Genomic DNA, 19,520 nt, shown 5'->3' with positions numbered 1-19,520 from the left:
GGCCCACAGGGGAGTACGATCCCGTCTTGTCGTCAAGGGGCACATCACCCAGATAAGAAATGGACACAAATGTAACAGGATGTAGTGCCTTTACCCGACTTCACGCCAAACCCAAATTGGCGTAGGCTGGGTAGGGGTATCATTTGGTCTACCCTGAGGGGGATGGTCATCTATGGCTTCCGTACATAAGAAGGAAGAGCGTTACCGGACACTGATCGAGCTGGGCATCGCGCTTTCGGCCGAGCGGAACCATAACCGCCTGATGGAGAAAATCCTCTCGGGCGCCAAGAGCATGTGCAACGCCGACGGCGGCACCCTCTATCTGATGACCGAGGCCAAGGACGGCCTCAGGTTCGAGATCATGCTCAACGACACGCTGAACATCGCCATGGGCGGCACCACGGGCAAGCCCATCCCGTTCCCGCCGCTGCGCCTTCATGACGACGCAGGCGCTCCCAACCACAAGAACGTGTCCAGCTCGTGCGCGCTGACCGGGCAGACGGTCAACATCGCCGACGCCTACGACGTGGACAAGTACGACTTCACCGGCACCAAGGCCTTCGACACCAAGACCGGCTACCGTTCCAAGTCGTTCCTGACCGTGCCCTTGAAGAACTACGAGGGCGAGGTGATCGGCGTGCTGCAGCTGATCAACGCCCGCGACGGCCGCAACCGCATCGTCGAGTTCGGCCCCGACATCACGCCCCTGATCGAAGCCCTGGCCTCCCAGGCGGCGGTGGCGCTGGACAACCAGCGCCTGATCGAGGCCCAGAAGAACCTGTTCAAGAGCTTCATCCAGGTGATCGCCGGCTCCATCGACGCCAAGAGCCCCTATACCGGCGGCCACTGCCACCGGGTGCCGGCCATCACCTTCATGCTGGCGGAAAAGGCCTGCGAACAGACCGAAGGCCCCTTCGCCGACTTCAACCTCACCGAGGACGAGTGGTACGAGCTGGAGGTGGCCGGCGGCCTGCACGATTGCGGCAAGGTCACCACGCCGGAATACATCGTCGACAAGGCCACCAAGCTGGAAACCATCTACAACCGCATCCACGAAGTGCGTATGCGATTCGAGGTGGCCAAGCGCGACACGGTCATCGCCTATCTGGAAGGCCTGGTGGCCGGCGAGGAGAAGGCCGACGTCCTGAAGGCCCGCATGGACGCGGACCTGGCCGCCCTCGACGACGATTTCGCCTTCGTGGCCGAAAGCAATGTGGGCGGCGAGTTCATGGCGCCCGACAAGGTCGAGCGGCTGAAATCCATCGCCGAGCGCACCTGGGTCCGCACCCTCGACGACACCCTGGGCCTGTCCTTGGACGAGATGCGCCGGCGCACCGGCGACGAGCCCAAGCCGCCGGTCACCGAAAAGATGCTGGCCGACAAGGACTGGCACGTCATCCCCCACGAGATCAACGTGGACACCGCCCGCTACGATGCCGAAGGCTTCAAGATGAAGCCGCTGGAGCACCGCTACAATCTGGGCGAGCTCTACAACCTGGCCATCGGACGCGGCACGCTGACGGCCGAGGACCGCTTCAAGATCAACGACCACATCGTCCAGACCATCTTCATGCTGAAGGCCCTGCCCTTCCCCAAGAATCTGGCCCGCGTCGCCGAATGGGCCGGCGGCCACCACGAGAAGATGGACGGCACCGGCTATCCCAAGGGCCTGAAGCGCGACGAGATGTCGCTGCCCGCCCGCATGATGGCGGTGGCCGACATCTTCGAGGCGCTGACCGCCGCCGACCGCCCCTACAAGAAGCCCAAGACCCTGTCGGAATCCCTCAAGATCATGTCGTTCATGGTCAAGGACCAGCACATCGACCAGGATCTGTGGGAGCTGTTCCTGACCTCGGGGGTGTGGAAGGACTACGCCGAGAAGTATCTCCGCCCCGAGCAGGTGGACACGGTGGACATCGCCAACTACCTGCCCAGGAAGGCGGCCGAATAGGGGATGCCCCCTCCTCCTGTCATTCCGAGCGCAAGCGAGGAATCTCCGCCTGGCAGGTCTTTTCCTCATGGGAAAATTCGGCGCAGAATGAGATCCCTCCTCCCGATGGTCGTCGGGATGACGGCTTCCATGGGTGGATTTCAATGAGCACCGGCTTCCGCGCCTATATCGCCGCCAGCCTGGACGGCTACATCGCCGATGCCGACGGCTCCATCGCCTGGCTGAAGCCGTTCGATGCCATCGATTACGGCTTCGACGAGTTCATGGCGCACATGGGCACGGTGGTCATGGGCCGCACCACCTACGAGCACCTGCACGCCATGGGGCACTGGCCCCATTCGGACAAGCGCTGCATCGTGGTGACGTCGCGCTCCATGGAGACGGCGCCGGACAACGTCGAGCCCTGGCTGGGCGACCTGGCCCAACTGGTCGCCGAACTGAAGTCGGCAACCAATGGCGACGTCTGGGTGGCGGGTGGGGCCAAGGCCTTGCGCGCCTTCATGGATCTGGGCGCCATCGACCATTTCGACCTGTTCGTCATGCCCGTCCTGCTGGGCCGGGGCCGGCGGCTGTTCGAGCCCAGCGACCGGGGCGGCCGCATGACCCTGCTGGGCGCCAAGACCTACATCAACGGCGTGGTGCGCCTCAGCTACGTGGTGGGGTGATTATCCCCCGCCGGGACGCCGCCACCGCGTCGCGGGCGGCATCGTAGGCCAGGCGGAAGCCTTCCAGGCCGCGCGGCGAGATGGCCCCGTCGGCCAAGCCCGACAGCACGCCGTCCAGCACCATTTCGATCTCCATCTCGACGGCGTCCAGCTCCTGGCCGTCGCGGGCGGCCCGCGCCCGTTCGCGCAAGGCGGCCAGGGCATGGGCGCGGCTTCCGGCATGAATGGGCGCACGGCGGAACACCATGCCGTACAGGGCGACCGCGCCGGACCCCAGGATACCGGCGGCGTAGAGGCCGATGAACACCACGTCGGCATAGCGGTCGAACAGCGTCTTGATCTCGCCGCTCACATATTGCTGGGCGCCGGGATGAATGGCGATCAGGGCCGCCTTCTCGGTGGACGGCGGCTCGATGCGGGTGGCGAAGGTCTGTTCCACCGCCAGCTGGCGCCCGTTCTCGAACAGGGCGCGCATCACTTCCACCACGTATTGCTCGGGAAGCTTGGCGCGGGCCACCAGCAGCCGCTGCACCGCCACCGTATCCAGGTCCTCGTCGGGAATGCGCGGCGAGCCCGACAGCAATCCGGCCTCGATGGTTTCGGCGTAAAGACCTGGAATCTTGCGCTCCAGCGCCTTGGCATCCGTTATGGCCTGGACGGAGAAGCCCTTGAAGTCACGCTCCATGGCCGCGAAATCCTCGGGCCCGGACAGCCGCGACAGCGGCATGAGCAGGATGGCGGCATCGATTCCGCCCCCCGACGCCAACCGCGGGGCCAGCGGCGTGCCGGGCGGCACGACGGTGACCGAGGCCGGACGGCCATCGTGGCGGTATTGCTCCATCAGGCGGCGGAACAGGGCCTCGTTGCGGCCGTCGCGGTCCATCACCAGGGTATGCCGCTTCGCCAGGTCGGCCAGCGACCGGACCTTGCTCTTGGCGGGCGTGATCAGCAGCAGGACCTGCTCTTCCAGGACGGCCACCGAGCGGGCCATGGGCGGAATGCGGCGGTCGTCGCTGCGCACCAGGGCGAGGTCGGCCTCGTTCTGGGACAGCCGGGTCATGGCCTGCTGCCCGCTCTCGGCGGTCATCAGCTCCAGACGGATGGAGGCGCGGTTCTGGGCCAGCACCTCGGCCAGCTTGCGGGCGAAGCGGTATTCGGGCGACGGTTCGGCAGACACCGCCATGGTGACCACCGCTGGCTTGATGTACCAGTAGCCCGCCACGCCGGCCGCCGCCGCCGACAGCGCCACGGTGGCCAGGATCAGGAGCAGGATGGTCGTGCGGTTGCGCATGGAACCCTTTCTTGCCCCCTCAATCGCCGGGCGGGCCGCCTTTCGCGACCCTTGGGCAAAGGCCTCGGCAATCCTAGGCTAAGGAAGCTCGCGATAGAAGATCAGCAGCAGCCCGACCATGGAAAAGCAGATGGGCCACAAAAGGCCGGCCACCCGCTTGGCCCTGCCGTCGCCCCGAATCTCCAGCCAGCGCAGCCAGCCCGACATCACGCCGAACAATCCCATGGGGATGTGGCTGAACTCGATCAGGAAGCGCTCCTTGACATCGGTCAGCGTGTGGTTGTGGACCAGCAGCAGCCCGGCCCCCACCGCGCACAGGATGGGGAAGATCAGGGCGGCGCGCTCGGATTTCAGGCGTCCGGTCCGCACCGCCCATTCGAACAGGCCGAAGGGAAACAGCAGCAGGCCCACCACCCGGTGCTGGAACACCTCGGGGTCGGCCAGGGCCTCGAAGAAGCCCTTGGGGCCGATGGGCCAGCTTTCCGGGTCCGAGCGGATGATGATGGCGCCGCCGATCACCAGGAACAGCAGCGGCCAGTGCCGGGCCGGCCCCACCCCCATGCGGTTGGCCATGGCGCCCAGCCCCATGGCCAGCACGAAGAGGCCGGCCCAGTTGTGGTTGAATTCAGACCACATCTTGTCGGCCACTTCCGTGGCGGCCGAGCGCTCCATGCCCACCTGGGTGAGGGTGGCGTAATCGGGGCTGACCAGACGCGGCGGCCGGGTCGGCGCCATGCGCTCGACGATCTCCATGATCGTGGCCTGGTGCTGGGTCTGGTCGGCGGCCGGCGGCTGCGAGGCCATGGAAGCGGCGATCATCAGCACGGTGATGCCGATGCCGATCTCCACCTCGGCGAAGCGGCGCAGGCGGAACTGCCCCTTGTCCTCGGCCTCCGAGCGGGTGGACTTGCGGTTCATGGCCGCCAGGAACAAAAGCACCGCCAGCAGGGTGATCTTGGCCCCGGTCATGATGCCGTAGGCGGTGCCGATCAGCGCGCCCGGCGTGGCGATGTAGCCCCAGGCCAGCATGGCCGCGCCCACCAGCAGCAGCCCCACCGCCCCGGTGAACAGGTGCGAGAAGCGCATGCCCACCATCAGGCGATCCTTCGACGCCGTCACATGGGACAGCGCCAGCAGCATGAAGGGGATGCCGCCGATCCACAGGGAGGCGCCGGCCTGATGCAGGGCGTCGGCCAGGATGTAGTACTCGCGCTCCTCCACCCGGGCGAAGGCATGGCTGGACATCACCGAGGCGCCCAGAACCACCACCGCCAGCAGGGCCAGCGACGAAAGCTGGGCGGGATTGGCCGCCATGCGCGCCGTCACCGCCAGGGCCAGGGCGGCCACCGCCATGATGATGTTCCACTGGACGAAATCGGCGCCCAAGGCGTCGTGGGCGTGAATCTCCAGACCGGCCACCAACTGGGCCAGATTGGCGAAGATGGACAGCCCCGCCACCACCACCAGGGCGAAGCCGCCCTTGGCGGTCCAGGCCAGGCCGGTGCGTTCCATGGCCATGACGCAGCGCCCCAGCCGGGGCGCCAGCGGCCGGGTGAAGCCCAGCAGGAACAGCACGCCGCCCAGCACCACCGACTGGGCGGTCAGTTGCAGACCGCGCAGGATGACGGCGAAGAAGGCGAGAATGTCGGGAGGCAGGGTGGTCAGCATGGCGGCGCGCCCCTCAAGGTGCGATGGTCAGGAAGGGCACCTGACCGCGGCTGACATGGCCGTCCACCGACAGCACGTCCCAGAACAGGATATAGCGGCCGGGGGCCAGCCCCTCGGCGCGGGCGACCAGCTCGGCCTCGTTGGCGCCCTGGACCGGGAGCAGGGTCCGGGAGCCGCCCGGCCCCTTCAGCGACAGGCGCGACCGCTTGGCGTCGATGCGGCTGTTGTAGCGCAGGTGGAACTCCACCTTGGCGCCCACCACCTCGGCATCGGCGGGGGGCGTGGATTCCACCAGGACGGCATGGGCACGGGCCTCGGCGGCCCCCAACAGCCCCACGGCCACCATCAGGGCAAACAGCACGGATCGGATCATCGGACAAAGGCCCCGGAATGGTCGAAAGTATCGGCGGGACCGTGCCATGGACAAGCGCTTCAGGCAAGTGCGCAACATGAATATCGCCTGCAAAGCTGCGTTGCTCCCACGTCCCCATGGTGACATTCTTGGACAAACGATCTTTTTCGGACACACGCCCATGACCGCGAATTCGCGACCGATTTCGCCCCCCACCCTGTCGGTGGTCATCCCCTGTTACAACGAAGGGGAAAACGTCGCCCTGCTGTTCGCCCGGCTGATGCCGGCGCTGGATGCGCTCGGCGTCACCTTCGAGGTGATCTGCATCAACGACGGCTCCAAGGACAACACCCTGGAGCGGCTGCTGGAGGCGCAAAAGGGCGAGGGCCGCCTCAGAATCATCGACCTGTCGCGCAATTTCGGCAAGGAGAAGGCCCTGTCGGCCGGACTGTTCCACTCCCTCGGCCAGGCGGTGGTGCCCATGGACGCCGACCTGCAGCACCCGCCCGAGGCCATCGCCGACATGCTGGCCAAATGGCGCGAGGGTTTCGAGGTGGTGTTCGCCCGGCGCGACGCCCGTACCGGCCAAAGCACCTCGGAAAAGCTGTTCGCCAAGGGCTTCTACTGGGTGTTCGACCATCTCTCGGACGTGCACCTGCCGCGCGAGGTGGGCGATTTCCGTCTGATGGACCGCAAGGTGGTGGACACCATCAACAGCATGCCCGAGCGCTCGCGCTTCATGAAGGGCATCTTCGCCTGGGTGGGCTACCGCCAGGCCGCCATCGTCTACACCCAGGGCGAGCGGGCGGCGGGCACCACCAAGTTCACGCCGTGGAAGCTGTTGCGCTTCGCCTTCGACGGGTTGACCTCGTTCTCCAACTTCCCGCTCCGGGTCTGGGGCGGAGTGGGCGCGGTGGTGTCGTCGCTGGCCTTCCTCTACATCGTCTTCCGCCTGATCCGCACCATGATCTGGGGCGTCGACGTGCCCGGCTACGAATCCATCCTGATGTCGGTGCTGTTCCTGGGCGGCATCCAGCTGCTGACGCTGGGCATCATCGGCGACTATCTCGGCCGGGTGTTCGACGAGGTCAAGGGCCGCCCGCTGTTCATCGTCCGCCAGCTCTACGAGCCGGGCGGGGACAAGGACGCCTAGCGCTTCCTCGACCAGCAGGACATGCCCTTGGCCGCCGCGCTGCCGCAGAAGGCGTCGATGGCCTCGGCCGGGCCCACCGCCACCAGCCGGTACCAGCGGCCCTGACCCTCGACCGTATTGGCGATGATCTCGGGCTTCAGGGTCTTGAGGCGCAGGCGCTTCCAGTCCTGCTCGGCCGCCGCCCTGGTGCGGTACGAGCCGATCTGCATGCGGGCCGGAACCGGAGCGGACGCCGCCGCCTCCACCGCCGCAGGAGCGGAGGCAGGCGGTGCGGCAACGGGCGGTTCCGACGGCGGCAGCGCCGCCAGACGTTCCAACTCGACCTTGGCCGGGATATAGCCGGCGGCGGCGGCCTTGCCCAGCCGGGCCATGCCCTGTTCCTTGTCCGGGGGCAATCCCGGCCCGCCGCGCAGGTAAAGCATGCCCAGATTGTAATCGGCGCTGATCACGCCCCCGTCGGCGGCCACCTGATACCAGGCGGCGGCGATGTGGCCGTCGGCCTCCACCCCCAGCCCCTGGCGGTAGAGATGGCCCAGATTGCGGGCCGCCTCGTGGTCGCCCAGTTCGGCGGCGCGCTGCCACTGGCGGGCGGCTTCGGCGTGCATGTCCTCGTGGAATGCCGCCAGGCCGCCGTAGAAATAGTGATCGCGGATGGTCTGCATGGGCTCGGGCGCCGGCGAACAGGCCGCCACAAGGGCCAGAAGCGCGATCGCCGCAAGACGTCGAAAATTTTCGCCTTTTGCGTAGGACTTCACAGAAGCGCATCCGTTCCAAGGGGTAGTGTTCATCAGGCAATCACCGTATCGGCTCGACGTCCATGGACGATATCATGCGCATAGACCTTACCGACTGGGCGACGCTGTTGGAAGTTCTCGACGGGGCCCGGGCGCCCTTCGCCGCCCTGTCGTCCCTGACCGCCGCCTGGGTCGCGGCCATGGCGGCGCGCTGCGCTCCGGCCGCACCCATGCCCAGCCCTCCCGCCGCCGAGGGGGTCACGTGGCGGCTGGTACCGTGATGCCGCGATCCCAATAGGGCTCGGGTCCGAACGTCCCCGCCAGATGATCCACGAAGGCGCGCACCTTGGGCGACAGGTGGCGGCCATGGGGATAGACCGCGTTGAGCGATGAATCCAGCGGCACGTAGCGCTCCAGCAACGGCACCAGAGTCCCGGCGCGGATGTCGTCGCCGAGAAAGAAGCTGGGCAGCAGCACAATTCCCAGTCCCGCCAGGGCCATGGCCCGCAGCACGTCGCCGTTGTCGGCATGAAAGCGCCCCCGAACCTCCACCTGCTGCGGCTTGCCGTCATCGCCGACGAAGCGCCATTCGGAATGGACGGCGTTGGCATGGGTCAGGCAGTCGTGGCCGTCCAGATCCTCGGGGCGGGACGGCATGCCCCGCCGGGCGAGATAGGCGGGCGAGGCCGCCGCCAGGCGGCGGATGGGGGCGAGACGGCGCACGATCAGCGAGGAATCCGCCAGCCGCCCGATGCGCACCGCCACATCCCAGCCTTCCTCCACCAGATCCACGTGGCGGTCGGTGAAGCCCATTTCCAGCTCGATCTCGGGATAGCGCTCGAGAAAGCCGGGCAGGCAGGCGGACAGGTGGCCGATGCCGAAGGACAAGGGCGCGCTGACCCGAAGCCGGCCGCGCGGCACCGCCTGGAGATGGCTGACCAGCAGATTGGCCTCGTCCAGATCGGCCAGGATGCGCTGGCAGCGCTCCAGATAGGCCCGCCCGGCCTCGGTGGGCGACAGCGAGCGGGTGGTCCGGTGCAGCAGCCGCACCCCCAGATCGGCCTCCAATGCCGAAACCTGGCGGCTGATCATGGACTTCGACAGGCCCAGACGCCGCGCCGCCTCGGAGAAGCTGCCGGTTTCCGCCACCCGGACGAAGGCGATGATGGTCTCGAAACGGGGCGCCACAGATGCCTCCCAGGCAACAATGTGTTTAAATCATCCTGCATTGTTGCCGGCCGCTGGAAAAGCTTATTCTTTCCCCATTGGAGGAAAGACCATGGACTTCACCACCCTGTTCCTGTCCCACGGCTCGCCCATGATGGTGCTGGAGGACACCCCCACCCGCCGTTTCCTGATGGAGCTGGGGCGGACCATGCCGAAGCCGCCGGCGGTCATCGCCGTCTCGGCCCACTGGCAGACGCCGGAACCGGTGGTCGGCTTCGCCGCCTGGCCGGACAAGATCAACGACATCTACGGCTTTCCGCCGGAACTCTACCAGCTGGACTACGCGCCCTGCGGCGCGCCGGAGGTGGCGGCGCGGGCCGCCGGCCGGCTGGGCGAGACCTGCCGCCGCGACCCCGGCGCCGGCATCGACCATTCCATCTGGTCGGTGATGAGCCTGATGTGGCCCGAGGCCGACGTGCCGGTGGTGCCGCTGTCGGTCCAGCCCCGGGCGGGAGCGGCGCACCACTACTTCCTGGGACGCCGCCTCGCCCCGCTGGCGGCCGAGGGCGTGCTGGTGATCGGCTCGGGCGCCGCCACCCATAATCTCGAGGATTATTACCGCCGCAAGGTCGAGGCCGAAGTGGAGCCCGAAGTGGCCGAGTTCACGGACTGGCTGGCCGCAACGGCGGAACGGGGCGACGTGGCCGCGCTGCTGGACTACCGCGCCCGCGCCCCCCATGCCGAACGCAACCACCCCACCGAGGAACACATCCTGCCCTTCTTCGTCGCCCTGGGCGCCGCCGCCCACGGCGAGGCCCGGCGCCTGCACCGGGACGTGGATTCCGGCGTGCTGGCCATGGATGCCTTTGGGTTCCGGTAGCCGCCCCGGCCATGCTAGACTTGATCAAAGTTAAAACAGGGGACCCGGCATGGCCTATCTGCAGTGGACGGAGAACTTAAGCGTCGGCATCGCCCGCATGGACGAGCATCACAAGAAGCTGGTCGAGCTGATCAACCAGGTGTTCGACGCCATGAGCGGCGACGCCACCAGCACCGTGGACAGCGTCCTGGCCGACCTGCTGGACTACACCCGCTATCACTTCGCCGAGGAGGAGAAGCTGCTGGCGGCCTGCGCCTATCCCGACCTGGAGGAGCATCAGGCGGTGCACCGCGCCATGGTCAAGGAGGTGCTGGAGATGCGCGCCCGCCATCTCGACAACCCGGCCTCGGTGACCGCGTCCGAGACCCTGGACTTCCTGTCCAAATGGCTGATGCGCCACATCATCGGCAAGGATCTGCGCTACCGCCCCTTCGCCGAGAACCACCCGGCGGTCTGAACGCCGGCCTTCATGTCATCCCGACGCCCTTGGGCGGAGGGATCTCATCCTGGCACGGCTTTCCATAAGACGGCACCGCCGGTCCAGGCGGAGATCCCTCGACTTCGCTCGGGATGACATCAAGGGCCGAGCGGTCTGAACGCCGGGTGCCGCGTCAGAACAGGGCGTACTGGTTGACCGGCGCGCCCGCCTTGCCCCGGCGGGCGGCGGGCGGCGGAGCGCTGGCGCGGCGCGGGGCGGGATCGGCCCGGACCACGGGGGCCGGAGCCGGCGAGGTCACCGTCGGCAAGGAAGGCGGCAGGGGATGGCTCTGGTCGGCGATGCGCTCGTCCAGCTCCGCCTTCAAGGCGGCGGCCACCAGGCCGAGGCGGCGGTTCTCGGCCTCCAGCCGGTCGGCGCGGCCCTTCAGGGACTCGAACTGGGCCCCCAGGCGTTCGGCCAGTTCGGCCGCCTGGACGAGATCGGCGTGCAAGGTGCGCTCGGCCGCCTGGGCGGCGTCGGCGCGGCGCTTTTCGGCCCCCAGGGTTTCGCGCAGCTCGTCCAGTTCCGCCTTCAGGCGGATGGACTGGGCCACGTCCTGGGCGGCGGCGGCCAGGCCACCGGCGGCCGCTCCAGTCCCGGCCACTGGCCCGCCCTGGCGCAGCTTCTCGTTCTCGGAGCGCAGATGGCGGATTTCGTTGCGCAGGTCGAAGACGGTATCTTCCAGATCCTCCAGCCGGGTGGCGCTGACCACCGGCCCGCCCTCGGCCAGCCGCGACGCCAGGGCGACGAAGTCCAGCCCGGCCGCCTCCAGCAGCCGCCCGGCGGTGCGCAGCGCGTGCAGCGCCTCGGCATCGTTGTCGGAAGCGGCAAGCGCCAGCACCTTGGCGAGTCTCTGAACGTCCATGAACCCCTACCCCGCAGGAATGGGCGATTCTGTCAAAAGCGGACTCGGGGAGCAAACCATATTTTGTGGGCGGTCCGGCGATCGGCCAACAAGGGGTCGACATCGGGCCGCAACCCCTCCATGCGCGATTCGCCCCAAGACAATTCAGGACAATTTTAATATAGTGCGCCCCTAATATAAATTCCGGAGAGCCCCGCCATGGACGCCAAGCCTGCCGTACCGGCCTTGCCGCTGCACAAGGGCGAGGTTCCGCTCTACATGGAGACCGGCAAGGCCCAGCCCCGCGCCGTCAGCGGCACCTTCCGCTCGCTGAAATGGTGGGCCATGGTCCTGACCCTGGCCTGGTGGCACCTGGGGCCGTTCCTGCGCTGGGACCGGGGGCCGGGGGCGCCCGATCAGGCCATCCTGATCGATATGCCCGGCCGGCGGGCCTACATGCTGTTCATCGAGATCTGGCCGCAGGAGATCTATTACCTGACCGGCATCCTGCTGCTGTCGGCCATCCTGCTGTTCCTGATGAGCGCGGTGGCGGGACGCGTCTGGTGCGGCTTCATCTGCTGGCAGACGGTCTACACCGACCTGTTCGTGGCGGTGGAGCGGCTGGTGATCGGCGACCGCAGCCAGCGCATCGCCTTCGAGCGCCAGCCCATGTCGGGGACCAAGCTGGCCAAGAAGGCGGTGATCAACCTGATCTGGGTGGTCCTCTCGGCGGCCTGCGGCATCGGCTTCACCCTGTGGTTCGGCGACGCCTTCGAGATGCTGAAGGACATCTTCACCGGCAACGCCAATCCGCCGGTCTACGCCTTCATCGCCATCCTGGGCGGCTTCTGCTTCCTGCTGGCCGGCTATGCCCGGGAAAGGGTCTGCGTCTATCTCTGTCCCTATTCCCGCTTCCAGTCGGCCATGTTCGACGAGCATTCGCTGATCGTCACCTACGAGGCCTGGCGGGGCGAGCCGGGCGGCCCGGCGCGCAAGGGCCAGAGCTTCGAGGGACGCGGCCATTGCGTCGATTGCCGCTCCTGCGTCCAGGCCTGCCCCACCGGCATCGACATCCGCCAGGGCAACCAGCTGGCCTGCATCGGCTGCGCACTGTGCATCGACGCCTGCAATCAGGTGATGGACCGCTACGGCCTGCCCAGGGGCCTGATCTCCTACGATTCCACCCACAACATCGAATCGCGCAGCTGCGGCAAGTCCGGGGCATTGCGCATCATCCGTCCGCGCACCCTGATCTATGGCGGCATCATGGCCGTGGTGCTGGCGGTGATGCTGTTCCGCCTCACCACCCGGCCCGACGTGGACGTCAACGTGCTGCACGAGCGCTCGCCGCTGTTCGTGCAGATGTCGGACGGCGCCATCCGCAACGGCTACGCCTACAAGGTGCTGAACATGAAGGCCGAGGACCGCACCTTCACCGTGCGCCTGGACGGCGTCCCCGAAGCCACCATCTCGGTGGTGGGCGGGGCAAGCAACACAGCCGCCGCCGAGTTGCGGGTGCCCCGCGATTCGGTGGGCGATTTCCGGCTTTACGTCACCATTCCCGCCGACAAAGCGGCGTCCAAGAGCATGCCGGTGACCTTCGTGCTGAACGGATCAAGCCGCGAGGTGCGCACCAACACCATCTTCGCCGGGCCGGAGAAGTAACGCCTCAGAACACGTCCTTGCGCCGCCGCAGCTCGGCGAAGACACGGACCGGATCGGTTCCCGGCTCCATGCCCACCGCCTTGGCCACGCCGGCGGTGTCGGCCCGCAGGAAGGGGTTGGCGGCGCGCTCGTCGGAGAGGCGGACCGGCACGGTCGGCCGGTTGCCGGCCCGCAGGCGCTCCACCTCGTCGAGGCGGGCCTTCAGCGCCTGGTTGTCGCGCTCCACCAGACGGGCGAAGCGGCCGTTGGACGCCGTGTATTCATGGGCGGGACAGGCGATGGTGTCGGGCGGCAGGTCGCGCAGCTTCTTCAAGCTGGTCCACATCTCCTCGGCCGTCCCCTCGAACAGCCGGCCGCAGCCCAGCGAGAACAGGGTGTCGCCGCAAAACAGCACATGGCTGTCGGCAAACCAGAAGGCGATATGGCCCGAGGTGTGGCCCGGCACCTCCAGCACGGTGACGGCGGCGTGGCCCAGCATGAAGGTCTCGCCTTCGGACACCTCCTGGGTGATGCCGGGGATGCGTTCGGAATCCCGGGCGGCGCCGACGATGGCGCACCCCGTTTGCCGCGCCAGCTCCAGGTTGGCCCCGGTATGGTCGCCGTGATGGTGGGTGTTGAGGATGTGGGTGAGTGTCCAGCCCTTTTCCGCCAGACGCTCCAGCACCGGCTCGGCCACCGCCGGGTCGACGGCCGCCGTGGCCCCGCCCAGCGGCTCGTGGGCCAGATAGACGTAATTGTCCGCCAACACCGGAATCTGCTCGACGACGATCTTGGCCATGTTCGCCTCGCCTTGTCCTTGTGCTCCGGTTGTAGCACCAACCGGCCAAAACGCCTATCCTTGAGCCATGAACGGAGACCTGTCCTATCCCGCCATGTGGACCGACGTGGTCGATCTGCGCGACTTCTACGGCGACAGCCTGGGCCAGAGCGCCCAGCGGCTGATCCGTCGGCAGCTGCGCGCGCTGTGGCCCGACGTCAGCGGCCAGCGGGTGCTGGGCCTGGGCTTCGCCACCCCTTACCTGCGCATCTTCCTGGCCGATGCCGAGCGGGTGATCGCCGCCATGCCGGCCAGCCAGGGCGTGCTGCCCTGGCCCCCCGAAGGCCCCGGCCTGACCGCCCTGGTGGACGAGACCGACCTGCCGCTGCCCGACCGTTCCATCGACCGGCTGCTGATGGTCCACGCCCTGGAGGCCACCGAGCAGGTGCGCGCCATGATGCGCGAGGCCTGGCGGGTGCTGGCCGACGGCGGGCGGCTGGTGGTGGTGGCGCCTAACCGGCGCGGCATCTGGGCGCGGCTGGAGCGCACCCCCTTCGGCAACGGGCGGCCCTACACCATGGGCCAGCTGAACCGCCTGCTGCGCGACAACATGTTCACCCCCATCCACAGCGCCTCGGCCCTGTTCCTGCCGCCGACCACGTCGCGCATGCTGCTGCGCTCGGCGCCGGCGGTGGAGCGCATCGGCCAGCGCTGGTTCGAGACCTTCGGCGGCGTGATCATCGTCGAGGCCGCCAAGCAGATCTATGCCGGTTCGGCGGTGCGCGAGGCAAAAGGCAAGCGCCGCTCCTACCTGCCGGTGGCGGAAGGCTTCTCGCGGGTGATGGAGTGATCGGCCGAGCCCATTTGGATTTATGAATCAAAGGGAGGTTTGGAGGTTTCCTCCAAGCGGGGACCGGGGCAGCAGCCCCGCAATGCCCCTCAGTGCTGCTCGCGCGTGGCGGTGAAGCGGATCTTCTCGAAATCCTGCTGGGCGCGGCCCAACTGCCAGGAATTGCGGGCGAGATACACCAGGGCGCCGTCACGGTCCTCGGCCATGTTGGACTTGTTGGCGTTCATGAAGCGCTTCAGCTCCGCCTCGTCGTCGCAGGCGATCCAGCGCGCGGTGACGAAGCCGCCGTCCTCGAACCCGGCCTTGATACCGTATTCCGACTGGATGCGGGTGGTCAGCACGTCGAACTGCAGCGGTCCCACCACGCCGACGATCCAGGTGGAGCCGTCCAAGGGCTTGAACACCTGGGAGACGCCCTCCTCGGCCAGATCCTCCAGGGCCTTCTTCAGCTGCTTGGCCTTCATGGGGTCGTCGAGGCGCACCCGCTGCAGCACTTCCGGCGCGAAGGTGGGAATGCCCAGGAAGTTGAAATCCTCGGACTCGGAGAGCGTGTCGCCGATGCGCAGCTGGCCGTGGTTGGGAATGCCCATGATGTCGCCGGGAAAGGCCTCTTCCGCCAGCTCGCGGTCTCTCGCCAGGAAGAACACCGGATTGACCAGGGCCATCACCTTGCCGGAACGGACATGCTTGACCTTCATGCCGCGCTTGAAGCGGCCCGAGCAGATGCGGAAGAAGGCGATGCGGTCGCGGTGGTTGGGGTCCATGTTGGCCTGGACCTTGAAGACGAAGCCGCTGACCTTGGCCTCACCCGGCTCCACCACCCGCTTGTCGGTGGGACGCGCCACCGGCGACGGCGCCAGCTGGCCGATGCCCTTCAGGAGTTCCGCCACGCCGAAGGTCTTCAGGGCGCTGCCGAAGAACACCGGGGTCAGGTGACCGGCACGGAAGGATTCCAGGTCGAATTCGGGATAGCCGCCCCTGACCAGTTCCACCTCTTCGCGCAGGCGGTCGGCGGCGGCCTTGCCCAGCGTCTCGTCCAGCTTGGGGCTGTCCAGCGGCGCGTCCACGGCGATCTCGGCGATGTGGTCGCCACGGCCGGGATCGAACATGATGACCCGGTCGTTGACCAGATCGTAGACGCCCTTGAGGTCGCGGCCCATGCCGATGGGCCAGGTGACGGGGCAGACGTCCAGCGCCAGGGTCTTCTCCACCTCGTGCAGCAGGTCGAAGGTCTCGCGGCCCTCGCGGTCCACCTTGTTGACGAAGGTGATGATGGGCACGTCACGCAGGCGGCAGACCTCGAACAGCTTCAGCGTCTGGGTCTCGATGCCCTTGGCGGCGTCCAGCACCATGACGGCCGAGTCCACGGCGGTCAGCGTGCGGTAGGTGTCCTCGGAAAAGTCCTCGTGGCCGGGGGTGTCCAGCAGGTTGAAGCTTAGCCCCGAATACTCGAAGCTCATCACCGAGGCCGACACCGAGATGCCGCGCTCCTTCTCGATGGCCATCCAGTCGGACCGGGTGCGGCGCTGCTCGCCGCGCGCGCGCACCGCGCCGGCCATCTGAATGGCGCCGCCGAACATCAGCAGCTTTTCCGTCAGCGTGGTCTTGCCGGCGTCCGGGTGGGAGATGATGGCGAAGGTGCGCCTAAGCGCGATGGCTTGATCGAGAGTGCTCATGGGGCTGGGTTTTCGCCCTACTTGGTGCAAGAATCAAGGGGTTTGCACCGGAGCAACGCCGTCATGCGCATCGACCTCGATCCCGACCTCGCCCAACGCCTTTATACCGCCGCCCGCCAGTTGGGCCGCGACCCGGTGGAATGCGCCCGCTCGGCCATCCTGGCCTTCGTCACCGATTGCGAGGATGCAGCCCGAATGCGCGCCCAACTGGGCGGCGGCGATTGGGTCAGGGTGGAGACCCTGCCGGATTGAGGTGGCCATAGGCCGGACGGGTGGCGATGCGCGTATCCTCAACCGCGCCGCCCACGGTGAAGTGGTAAAGCGACTGCCAGGGGCCGCCGCCGGGGGGCAGGCCCAGCAAATCGTGGACCTCGTCGTCGTGGTAGCAGCCGATGCCGGTGCCCGACAGCCCCGACGCCGTGGCTTCCAGGTAGAGCACCTGGCCGATCATCCCGGCCTCCCAGAACAGGCGGCGATAGGCCCATTGCCCTTCTTCCGCCAGGGTGCGGTCGAAATCGGCCAGCATGCCCAGCGAGAAGGCGCTGCGTCCGGCGATGGCCTGGGTGCACGACACCTGGGTGGCGTCCCAGGTGAGGTCGCCCTCGGCCAGACGATAGAGGGGCACCTCGTCCGTCACCCTTTCCCAGGCGAATCGGGGGTTGCAATCGGCCCGCAGGCGGTCCGGCGCCTGCCCGTCGCGCACCAGGGCATAGAGGCCGGGCTTCAGCCCCTCCACCCGATGGACGAACAGCATCAGGCTCACCCGCGCCGGCCACGGCCAGGAGCGCCACGGCACCTTTTCCTGGTCGGGCAGGGTGGCGGCCAGCAGGCGGATAAAGGCGTCGCGGCCCATGCCGGTGACCCCGTCCATGGCCTGGGCACTGCGCCGGCGCCGGATGAGGACGGCGGCGGGCTCCGGACTGGCGGCCAGGGGCGGCATGGCCAGTGAGGGCGGCGGGGGCCGGGGCGCGGTGGCGGGCTTCTCGGTGAGCGCCAGGGCGCGGCCGATCACCTCCCACACCACATGGTCGGGGGACAGGGCATTGGCCTCGCCCGCCCACTCGCCCGTCACCGGCCTTAAGACAGGCTCGGGCAGCGGAGCGGGCGAAACCACGGCGATCAGGTCGGGGTGCTCGGGCTCGAAGCGACGGCACGAATCGGGCCGGTCGAGGCCCAGCAGCGCCGCCAGCTCTTCGTCGCCGGGCGCGGTCAGAGCGCGGAGATGCCAGCCCAGGCAGGCGCACGCATAGGCGGCGGCGGCCAGGGCGTGGCCGCAATCGTGCTGGCAATAGCGGAAGGCCCGCTCGCCGTACTTCCATGATTCCCGCCAGGGAATGGACGACAGGGCGAACAGGAAGGCGCCCGGCGGCAACTCGGCGGGCATTGCGTCCAGTCGGCAGCGCTCCTCCAGCCCGTGATGGAAGGGGGCGTAGTGGTAGAGGCTGGGACCCGCACCGATGCCGTCGAGCGGCGGCAGGATCACCCAGCCCTCGGTGGGATGAAGGTTGCCGCTGCTGGGATTGTTGCGCAACGCCCAGCGGGCCTCGCCCACTTCCTTCCAAGCCGACAGGCCGAGCGCCAGTTCCAGGAACAGCCCCAGCCCCTGGGCATCAAGCGGCGCGGGCGCCCGCCCTTCCAGCCGGCCGAAGGGCGGGGTTTCGGCTTCGAGGCGGAGCGGCAGGGGCACCCGCCGTGCCCCGGCGAAGGCGCGGAAGGGATCGGGCTGGGTCTCCCAGTCGAGGAAACCGGGGCCGCGGGCATAGCGCCGGCTGGAATGCTTGGTGCGCGCATGATAGGCGGCGATGCGGTCTAAAGGTTCTTCCATCCCCGTCTTTCCCCGTTGCCTCGCGCACCATATATTGGAAGACAGACAGGCCGCATCACCCCCATTGCTGCAAAGACGTCCATGTCCACGACCCGTCCCACCGATCTCGCCGGCGAACGGCTGGTGCGCAAGACGCCCAACCATATCCTGCCGCTGGACCAAAGCGACCAGGACTATATCCGCGCCGGGCTGGAAGCGGTGCAGGCGGCGTTCGGCATCGCCGCCCTGCCCGACGTGCCCATCGCCCTGATGCCGGGCCGCACCCTGATGCGGCTGCTGGTGGATCTGCGCGCCAAGCTTCGCCCCCGCACCCCCGAGCAGACCGCCGCCTGGGGACGCCTGGCCGGGGCCATCCTGGTTCTCGACACCGCCGGCGAATTCGCCACCCAGCATTCCCAGGCGGAAGCGCGCCGCCACGCCGCCGAGCAGGACGATTTGGAGGATTAGCCCCCTCCTGTCATCCCGACGCCCTTGATTGGTACCGTACTGGAAATGCCATCCCAGGATGAGATCCCTCGACTTCGCTCGGGATGACACTCCTCCCCTCTAGGGGCAGATGAGGTCGACGGTCTGGTCGGCGATGGAGATCTCGGCCGGCAGGCGGGCGACGATGTCGCCGTCGCCCTGGACCGGGGCGCCGCGCGGGCCGGTGATCAGGATGTTGCGGGCCGACACCACCCGGACCTCGGGCAGGCCGGGCAGCCTGCCCAGCGGCAGGGCGAGGCCATAGCGCAGCATCCCCGCCATGCCCGGATTGGGCAGGATGCACAATTCCAGCGTGGGAGCGGCCAGATCGGCGTCGGGGGCGGCGATGAACGGCCCGCCGTAGAAGCGCCCCTTGCAGGCCACCACCATGCGGGCCTCGTATTCCACCCCGTCGGCGCGGATGGAGAGCTTGGGAAAGTCGTAGCCCACCGCCTGACGCAGGCTTTCCACCACATAGGCCAGCTTGCCCGCCCGGCGTTTCAGGACGGCGCTCACCCCCGCCACCACATGGGCGTCGAGCCCGGCCCCGGCCATCAGCAGGAAGCGCCGCCGGTTGGCCTGGCCCACATGGATGCGCCGGGCCAGACCAAAGGCCACGGTGCGCGCCACCTGCTCCACGTCGTCGGGATCGAGCCCGATCTCGCAGGCCAGCACGTTGGCGGTGCCCAGCGGAATGACCCCCAGGGCCAGACCGCCCGGCCCCGCCCCCAGGCCGTTCAGAACCTCGTTGACGGTGCCGTCGCCGCCCGCCGCGATCACCGCGTCGAACTCACCGGGGCGGGCCTGGGCGGCGAAATCCTCGGCATCGCCGCGCCGTGCCGTCTCGCGGCAGGTGACGCGGCCCCCCAGCGTGCTGATGGCGCTCACCACCAGTTCCAGCTGGCGGCGGCGGCGGCGGCCGGCGGTGGGATTGTGAATCACCAGCACCCGACGCGGCGCCACGGCGGATTGCGTCTCGGGAACGGTCAGGCAGGCGGCTTGATCGACTGTCATGGACGCCGTGTATAGCGCGAAGCCAGACAAATCATGATGAATTATTTATGACGCAAAGGCTTCACTTTGATGAAATAAAGAAACT

20 protein-coding genes are annotated in these 19,520 nt (G+C 67.9%); 10 read left to right on the top strand and 10 right to left on the bottom strand.

The genetic code is table 11. From position 1 onward, the window contains the following. The first annotated feature begins 172 nt into the window (after window positions 1-172). On the top strand, window positions 173-1,951 hold the full coding sequence (locus WV31_RS13990) for an HD family phosphohydrolase (protein ID WP_085374150.1): 1,779 nt from the start codon (window positions 173-175) through the stop codon (window positions 1,949-1,951). Window positions 1,952-2,094: 143 nt separating this feature from the next. Then, window positions 2,095-2,616 (top strand): dihydrofolate reductase family protein, encoded by a 522-nt coding sequence (locus tag WV31_RS13985; protein WP_085374149.1) that lies wholly within the window; start codon window positions 2,095-2,097, stop codon window positions 2,614-2,616. Here the strand turns inward: WV31_RS13985 and WV31_RS13980 are convergent. From WV31_RS13980 to WV31_RS13970, 3 genes are all read right to left on the bottom strand, one after another. Further along, on the bottom strand, window positions 2,597-3,907 hold the full coding sequence (locus tag WV31_RS13980; protein WP_085374148.1) for a TAXI family TRAP transporter solute-binding subunit: 1,311 nt from the start codon (window positions 3,905-3,907) through the stop codon (window positions 2,597-2,599). The two genes, WV31_RS13985 and WV31_RS13980, sit on opposite strands and share 20 nt — an antisense overlap. Window positions 3,908-3,985: 78 nt before the next feature. Then, entirely contained in the window at window positions 3,986-5,575 is a 1,590-nt protein-coding gene (locus WV31_RS13975) for a copper resistance D family protein (protein WP_085374147.1), read from the bottom strand. 13 nt (window positions 5,576-5,588) lie between these two features. Beyond that, window positions 5,589-5,948, bottom strand: coding sequence for a copper resistance CopC family protein (locus WV31_RS13970; protein WP_085374146.1), 360 nt, complete (start codon window positions 5,946-5,948; stop codon window positions 5,589-5,591). Between the two features lie 160 nt (window positions 5,949-6,108). Here WV31_RS13970 and WV31_RS13965 point away from each other — a divergent pair, with 160 nt between their 5' ends. Further along, on the top strand, window positions 6,109-7,080 hold the full coding sequence (locus WV31_RS13965) for a glycosyltransferase family 2 protein (RefSeq protein WP_085374145.1): 972 nt from the start codon (window positions 6,109-6,111) through the stop codon (window positions 7,078-7,080). Here the strand turns inward: WV31_RS13965 and WV31_RS13960 are convergent. Further along, window positions 7,077-7,742, bottom strand: a complete 666-nt coding sequence (locus tag WV31_RS13960) for an SPOR domain-containing protein (RefSeq protein ID WP_237051296.1) — start codon at window positions 7,740-7,742, stop codon at window positions 7,077-7,079. The two genes, WV31_RS13965 and WV31_RS13960, sit on opposite strands and share 4 nt — an antisense overlap. Before the next feature lie 167 nt (window positions 7,743-7,909). On the opposite strand from WV31_RS13960, the gene WV31_RS21705 reads away from it, so the two are divergent. Continuing rightward, window positions 7,910-8,095, top strand: coding sequence for a hypothetical protein (locus tag WV31_RS21705; RefSeq protein ID WP_145980872.1), 186 nt, complete (start codon window positions 7,910-7,912; stop codon window positions 8,093-8,095). On the opposite strand, the gene WV31_RS13955 is transcribed toward WV31_RS21705, so the two are convergent. Beyond that, entirely contained in the window at window positions 8,073-9,002 is a 930-nt protein-coding gene (locus WV31_RS13955) for a LysR family transcriptional regulator (protein ID WP_085374143.1), read from the bottom strand. The two genes, WV31_RS21705 and WV31_RS13955, sit on opposite strands and share 23 nt — an antisense overlap. Before the next feature lie 91 nt (window positions 9,003-9,093). On the opposite strand from WV31_RS13955, the gene WV31_RS13950 reads away from it, so the two are divergent. Together WV31_RS13950 and WV31_RS13945 are read left to right on the top strand one after the other, a co-directional pair. Beyond that, complete coding sequence (locus WV31_RS13950) at window positions 9,094-9,861, top strand: DODA-type extradiol aromatic ring-opening family dioxygenase (protein WP_085374142.1); 768 nt, start codon at window positions 9,094-9,096, stop codon at window positions 9,859-9,861. 49 nt (window positions 9,862-9,910) lie between these two features. Continuing rightward, complete coding sequence (locus WV31_RS13945) at window positions 9,911-10,318, top strand: bacteriohemerythrin (protein ID WP_085374141.1); 408 nt, start codon at window positions 9,911-9,913, stop codon at window positions 10,316-10,318. A gap of 154 nt (window positions 10,319-10,472) precedes the next feature. Here the strand turns inward: WV31_RS13945 and WV31_RS13940 are convergent, their stop codons facing one another. Next, window positions 10,473-11,204 carry a metalloendopeptidase gene (locus WV31_RS13940; protein ID WP_085374140.1) on the bottom strand — a complete coding sequence of 244 codons (732 nt, stop codon included), beginning with the start codon at window positions 11,202-11,204 and terminating at the stop codon, window positions 10,473-10,475. A gap of 198 nt (window positions 11,205-11,402) precedes the next feature. Here WV31_RS13940 and ccoG point away from each other — a divergent pair, with 198 nt between their 5' ends. Continuing rightward, window positions 11,403-12,848, top strand: a complete 1,446-nt coding sequence (gene ccoG, locus WV31_RS13935; protein ID WP_085374139.1) for a cytochrome c oxidase accessory protein CcoG — start codon at window positions 11,403-11,405, stop codon at window positions 12,846-12,848. Window positions 12,849-12,852: 4 nt separating this feature from the next. On the opposite strand, the gene gloB is transcribed toward ccoG, so the two are convergent. Beyond that, window positions 12,853-13,626, bottom strand: coding sequence for a hydroxyacylglutathione hydrolase (gene gloB, locus WV31_RS13930; protein WP_085374138.1), 774 nt, complete (start codon window positions 13,624-13,626; stop codon window positions 12,853-12,855). Window positions 13,627-13,693: 67 nt separating this feature from the next. Here gloB and WV31_RS13925 point away from each other — a divergent pair, with 67 nt between their 5' ends. Then, the gene (locus WV31_RS13925; RefSeq protein WP_442915452.1) at window positions 13,694-14,455 is read left to right on the top strand and encodes a class I SAM-dependent methyltransferase; all 762 of its coding nucleotides are present in this window, start codon (window positions 13,694-13,696) and stop codon (window positions 14,453-14,455) included. An 89-nt stretch (window positions 14,456-14,544) separates the two neighbouring features. Here WV31_RS13925 and WV31_RS13920 read toward each other — a convergent pair whose 3' ends face one another. Then, complete coding sequence (locus WV31_RS13920) at window positions 14,545-16,131, bottom strand: peptide chain release factor 3 (protein ID WP_085374137.1); 1,587 nt, start codon at window positions 16,129-16,131, stop codon at window positions 14,545-14,547. A gap of 63 nt (window positions 16,132-16,194) precedes the next feature. On the opposite strand from WV31_RS13920, the gene WV31_RS13915 reads away from it, so the two are divergent. Continuing rightward, on the top strand, window positions 16,195-16,383 hold the full coding sequence (locus WV31_RS13915) for a hypothetical protein (protein ID WP_085374136.1): 189 nt from the start codon (window positions 16,195-16,197) through the stop codon (window positions 16,381-16,383). Here WV31_RS13915 and WV31_RS13910 read toward each other — a convergent pair. Next, complete coding sequence (locus WV31_RS13910) at window positions 16,358-17,956, bottom strand: SagB/ThcOx family dehydrogenase (RefSeq protein WP_085374135.1); 1,599 nt, start codon at window positions 17,954-17,956, stop codon at window positions 16,358-16,360. The two genes, WV31_RS13915 and WV31_RS13910, sit on opposite strands and share 26 nt — an antisense overlap. A gap of 81 nt (window positions 17,957-18,037) precedes the next feature. Here WV31_RS13910 and WV31_RS13905 point away from each other — a divergent pair, with 81 nt between their 5' ends. Then, window positions 18,038-18,403 carry a hypothetical protein gene (locus tag WV31_RS13905; RefSeq protein ID WP_085374134.1) on the top strand — a complete coding sequence of 122 codons (366 nt, stop codon included), beginning with the start codon at window positions 18,038-18,040 and terminating at the stop codon, window positions 18,401-18,403. A gap of 99 nt (window positions 18,404-18,502) precedes the next feature. Here the strand turns inward: WV31_RS13905 and WV31_RS13900 are convergent, their stop codons facing one another. After that, complete coding sequence (locus tag WV31_RS13900) at window positions 18,503-19,435, bottom strand: diacylglycerol/lipid kinase family protein (protein ID WP_085374133.1); 933 nt, start codon at window positions 19,433-19,435, stop codon at window positions 18,503-18,505. Between the last annotated feature and the right edge of the window lie 85 nt (window positions 19,436-19,520).

It is taken from the genome of Magnetospirillum sp. ME-1 (genome assembly GCF_002105535.1).
Classification (GTDB): Bacteria; Pseudomonadota; Alphaproteobacteria; order Rhodospirillales; family Magnetospirillaceae; genus Phaeospirillum.
Note: the sequence above shows the minus strand (reverse complement) of the source record. Positions and strands in the feature narration are given on the sequence as shown.

Coding starts and splice junctions, on each gene's coding strand:
- WV31_RS13990 (WP_085374150.1), top strand. CDS start 173: ATGGCTTCCGTACATAAGAAGGAAGAGCGTTACCGGACACTGATCGAG.
- WV31_RS13985 (WP_085374149.1), top strand. CDS start 2,095: ATGAGCACCGGCTTCCGCGCCTATATCGCCGCCAGCCTGGACGGCTAC.
- WV31_RS13980 (WP_085374148.1), bottom strand. CDS start 3,907: ATGCGCAACCGCACGACCATCCTGCTCCTGATCCTGGCCACCGTGGCG.
- WV31_RS13975 (WP_085374147.1), bottom strand. CDS start 5,575: ATGCTGACCACCCTGCCTCCCGACATTCTCGCCTTCTTCGCCGTCATC.
- WV31_RS13970 (WP_085374146.1), bottom strand. CDS start 5,948: ATGATCCGATCCGTGCTGTTTGCCCTGATGGTGGCCGTGGGGCTGTTG.
- WV31_RS13965 (WP_085374145.1), top strand. CDS start 6,109: ATGACCGCGAATTCGCGACCGATTTCGCCCCCCACCCTGTCGGTGGTC.
- WV31_RS13960 (WP_237051296.1), bottom strand. CDS start 7,742: ATGCAGACCATCCGCGATCACTATTTCTACGGCGGCCTGGCGGCATTC.
- WV31_RS21705 (WP_145980872.1), top strand. CDS start 7,910: ATGCGCATAGACCTTACCGACTGGGCGACGCTGTTGGAAGTTCTCGAC.
- WV31_RS13950 (WP_085374142.1), top strand. CDS start 9,094: ATGGACTTCACCACCCTGTTCCTGTCCCACGGCTCGCCCATGATGGTG.
- WV31_RS13945 (WP_085374141.1), top strand. CDS start 9,911: ATGGCCTATCTGCAGTGGACGGAGAACTTAAGCGTCGGCATCGCCCGC.
- WV31_RS13940 (WP_085374140.1), bottom strand. CDS start 11,204: ATGGACGTTCAGAGACTCGCCAAGGTGCTGGCGCTTGCCGCTTCCGAC.
- ccoG (WP_085374139.1), top strand. CDS start 11,403: ATGGACGCCAAGCCTGCCGTACCGGCCTTGCCGCTGCACAAGGGCGAG.
- gloB (WP_085374138.1), bottom strand. CDS start 13,626: ATGGCCAAGATCGTCGTCGAGCAGATTCCGGTGTTGGCGGACAATTAC.
- WV31_RS13925 (WP_442915452.1), top strand. CDS start 13,694: ATGAACGGAGACCTGTCCTATCCCGCCATGTGGACCGACGTGGTCGAT.
- WV31_RS13920 (WP_085374137.1), bottom strand. CDS start 16,131: ATGAGCACTCTCGATCAAGCCATCGCGCTTAGGCGCACCTTCGCCATC.
- WV31_RS13915 (WP_085374136.1), top strand. CDS start 16,195: ATGCGCATCGACCTCGATCCCGACCTCGCCCAACGCCTTTATACCGCC.
- WV31_RS13910 (WP_085374135.1), bottom strand. CDS start 17,956: ATGGAAGAACCTTTAGACCGCATCGCCGCCTATCATGCGCGCACCAAG.
- WV31_RS13905 (WP_085374134.1), top strand. CDS start 18,038: ATGTCCACGACCCGTCCCACCGATCTCGCCGGCGAACGGCTGGTGCGC.
- WV31_RS13900 (WP_085374133.1), bottom strand. CDS start 19,435: ATGACAGTCGATCAAGCCGCCTGCCTGACCGTTCCCGAGACGCAATCC.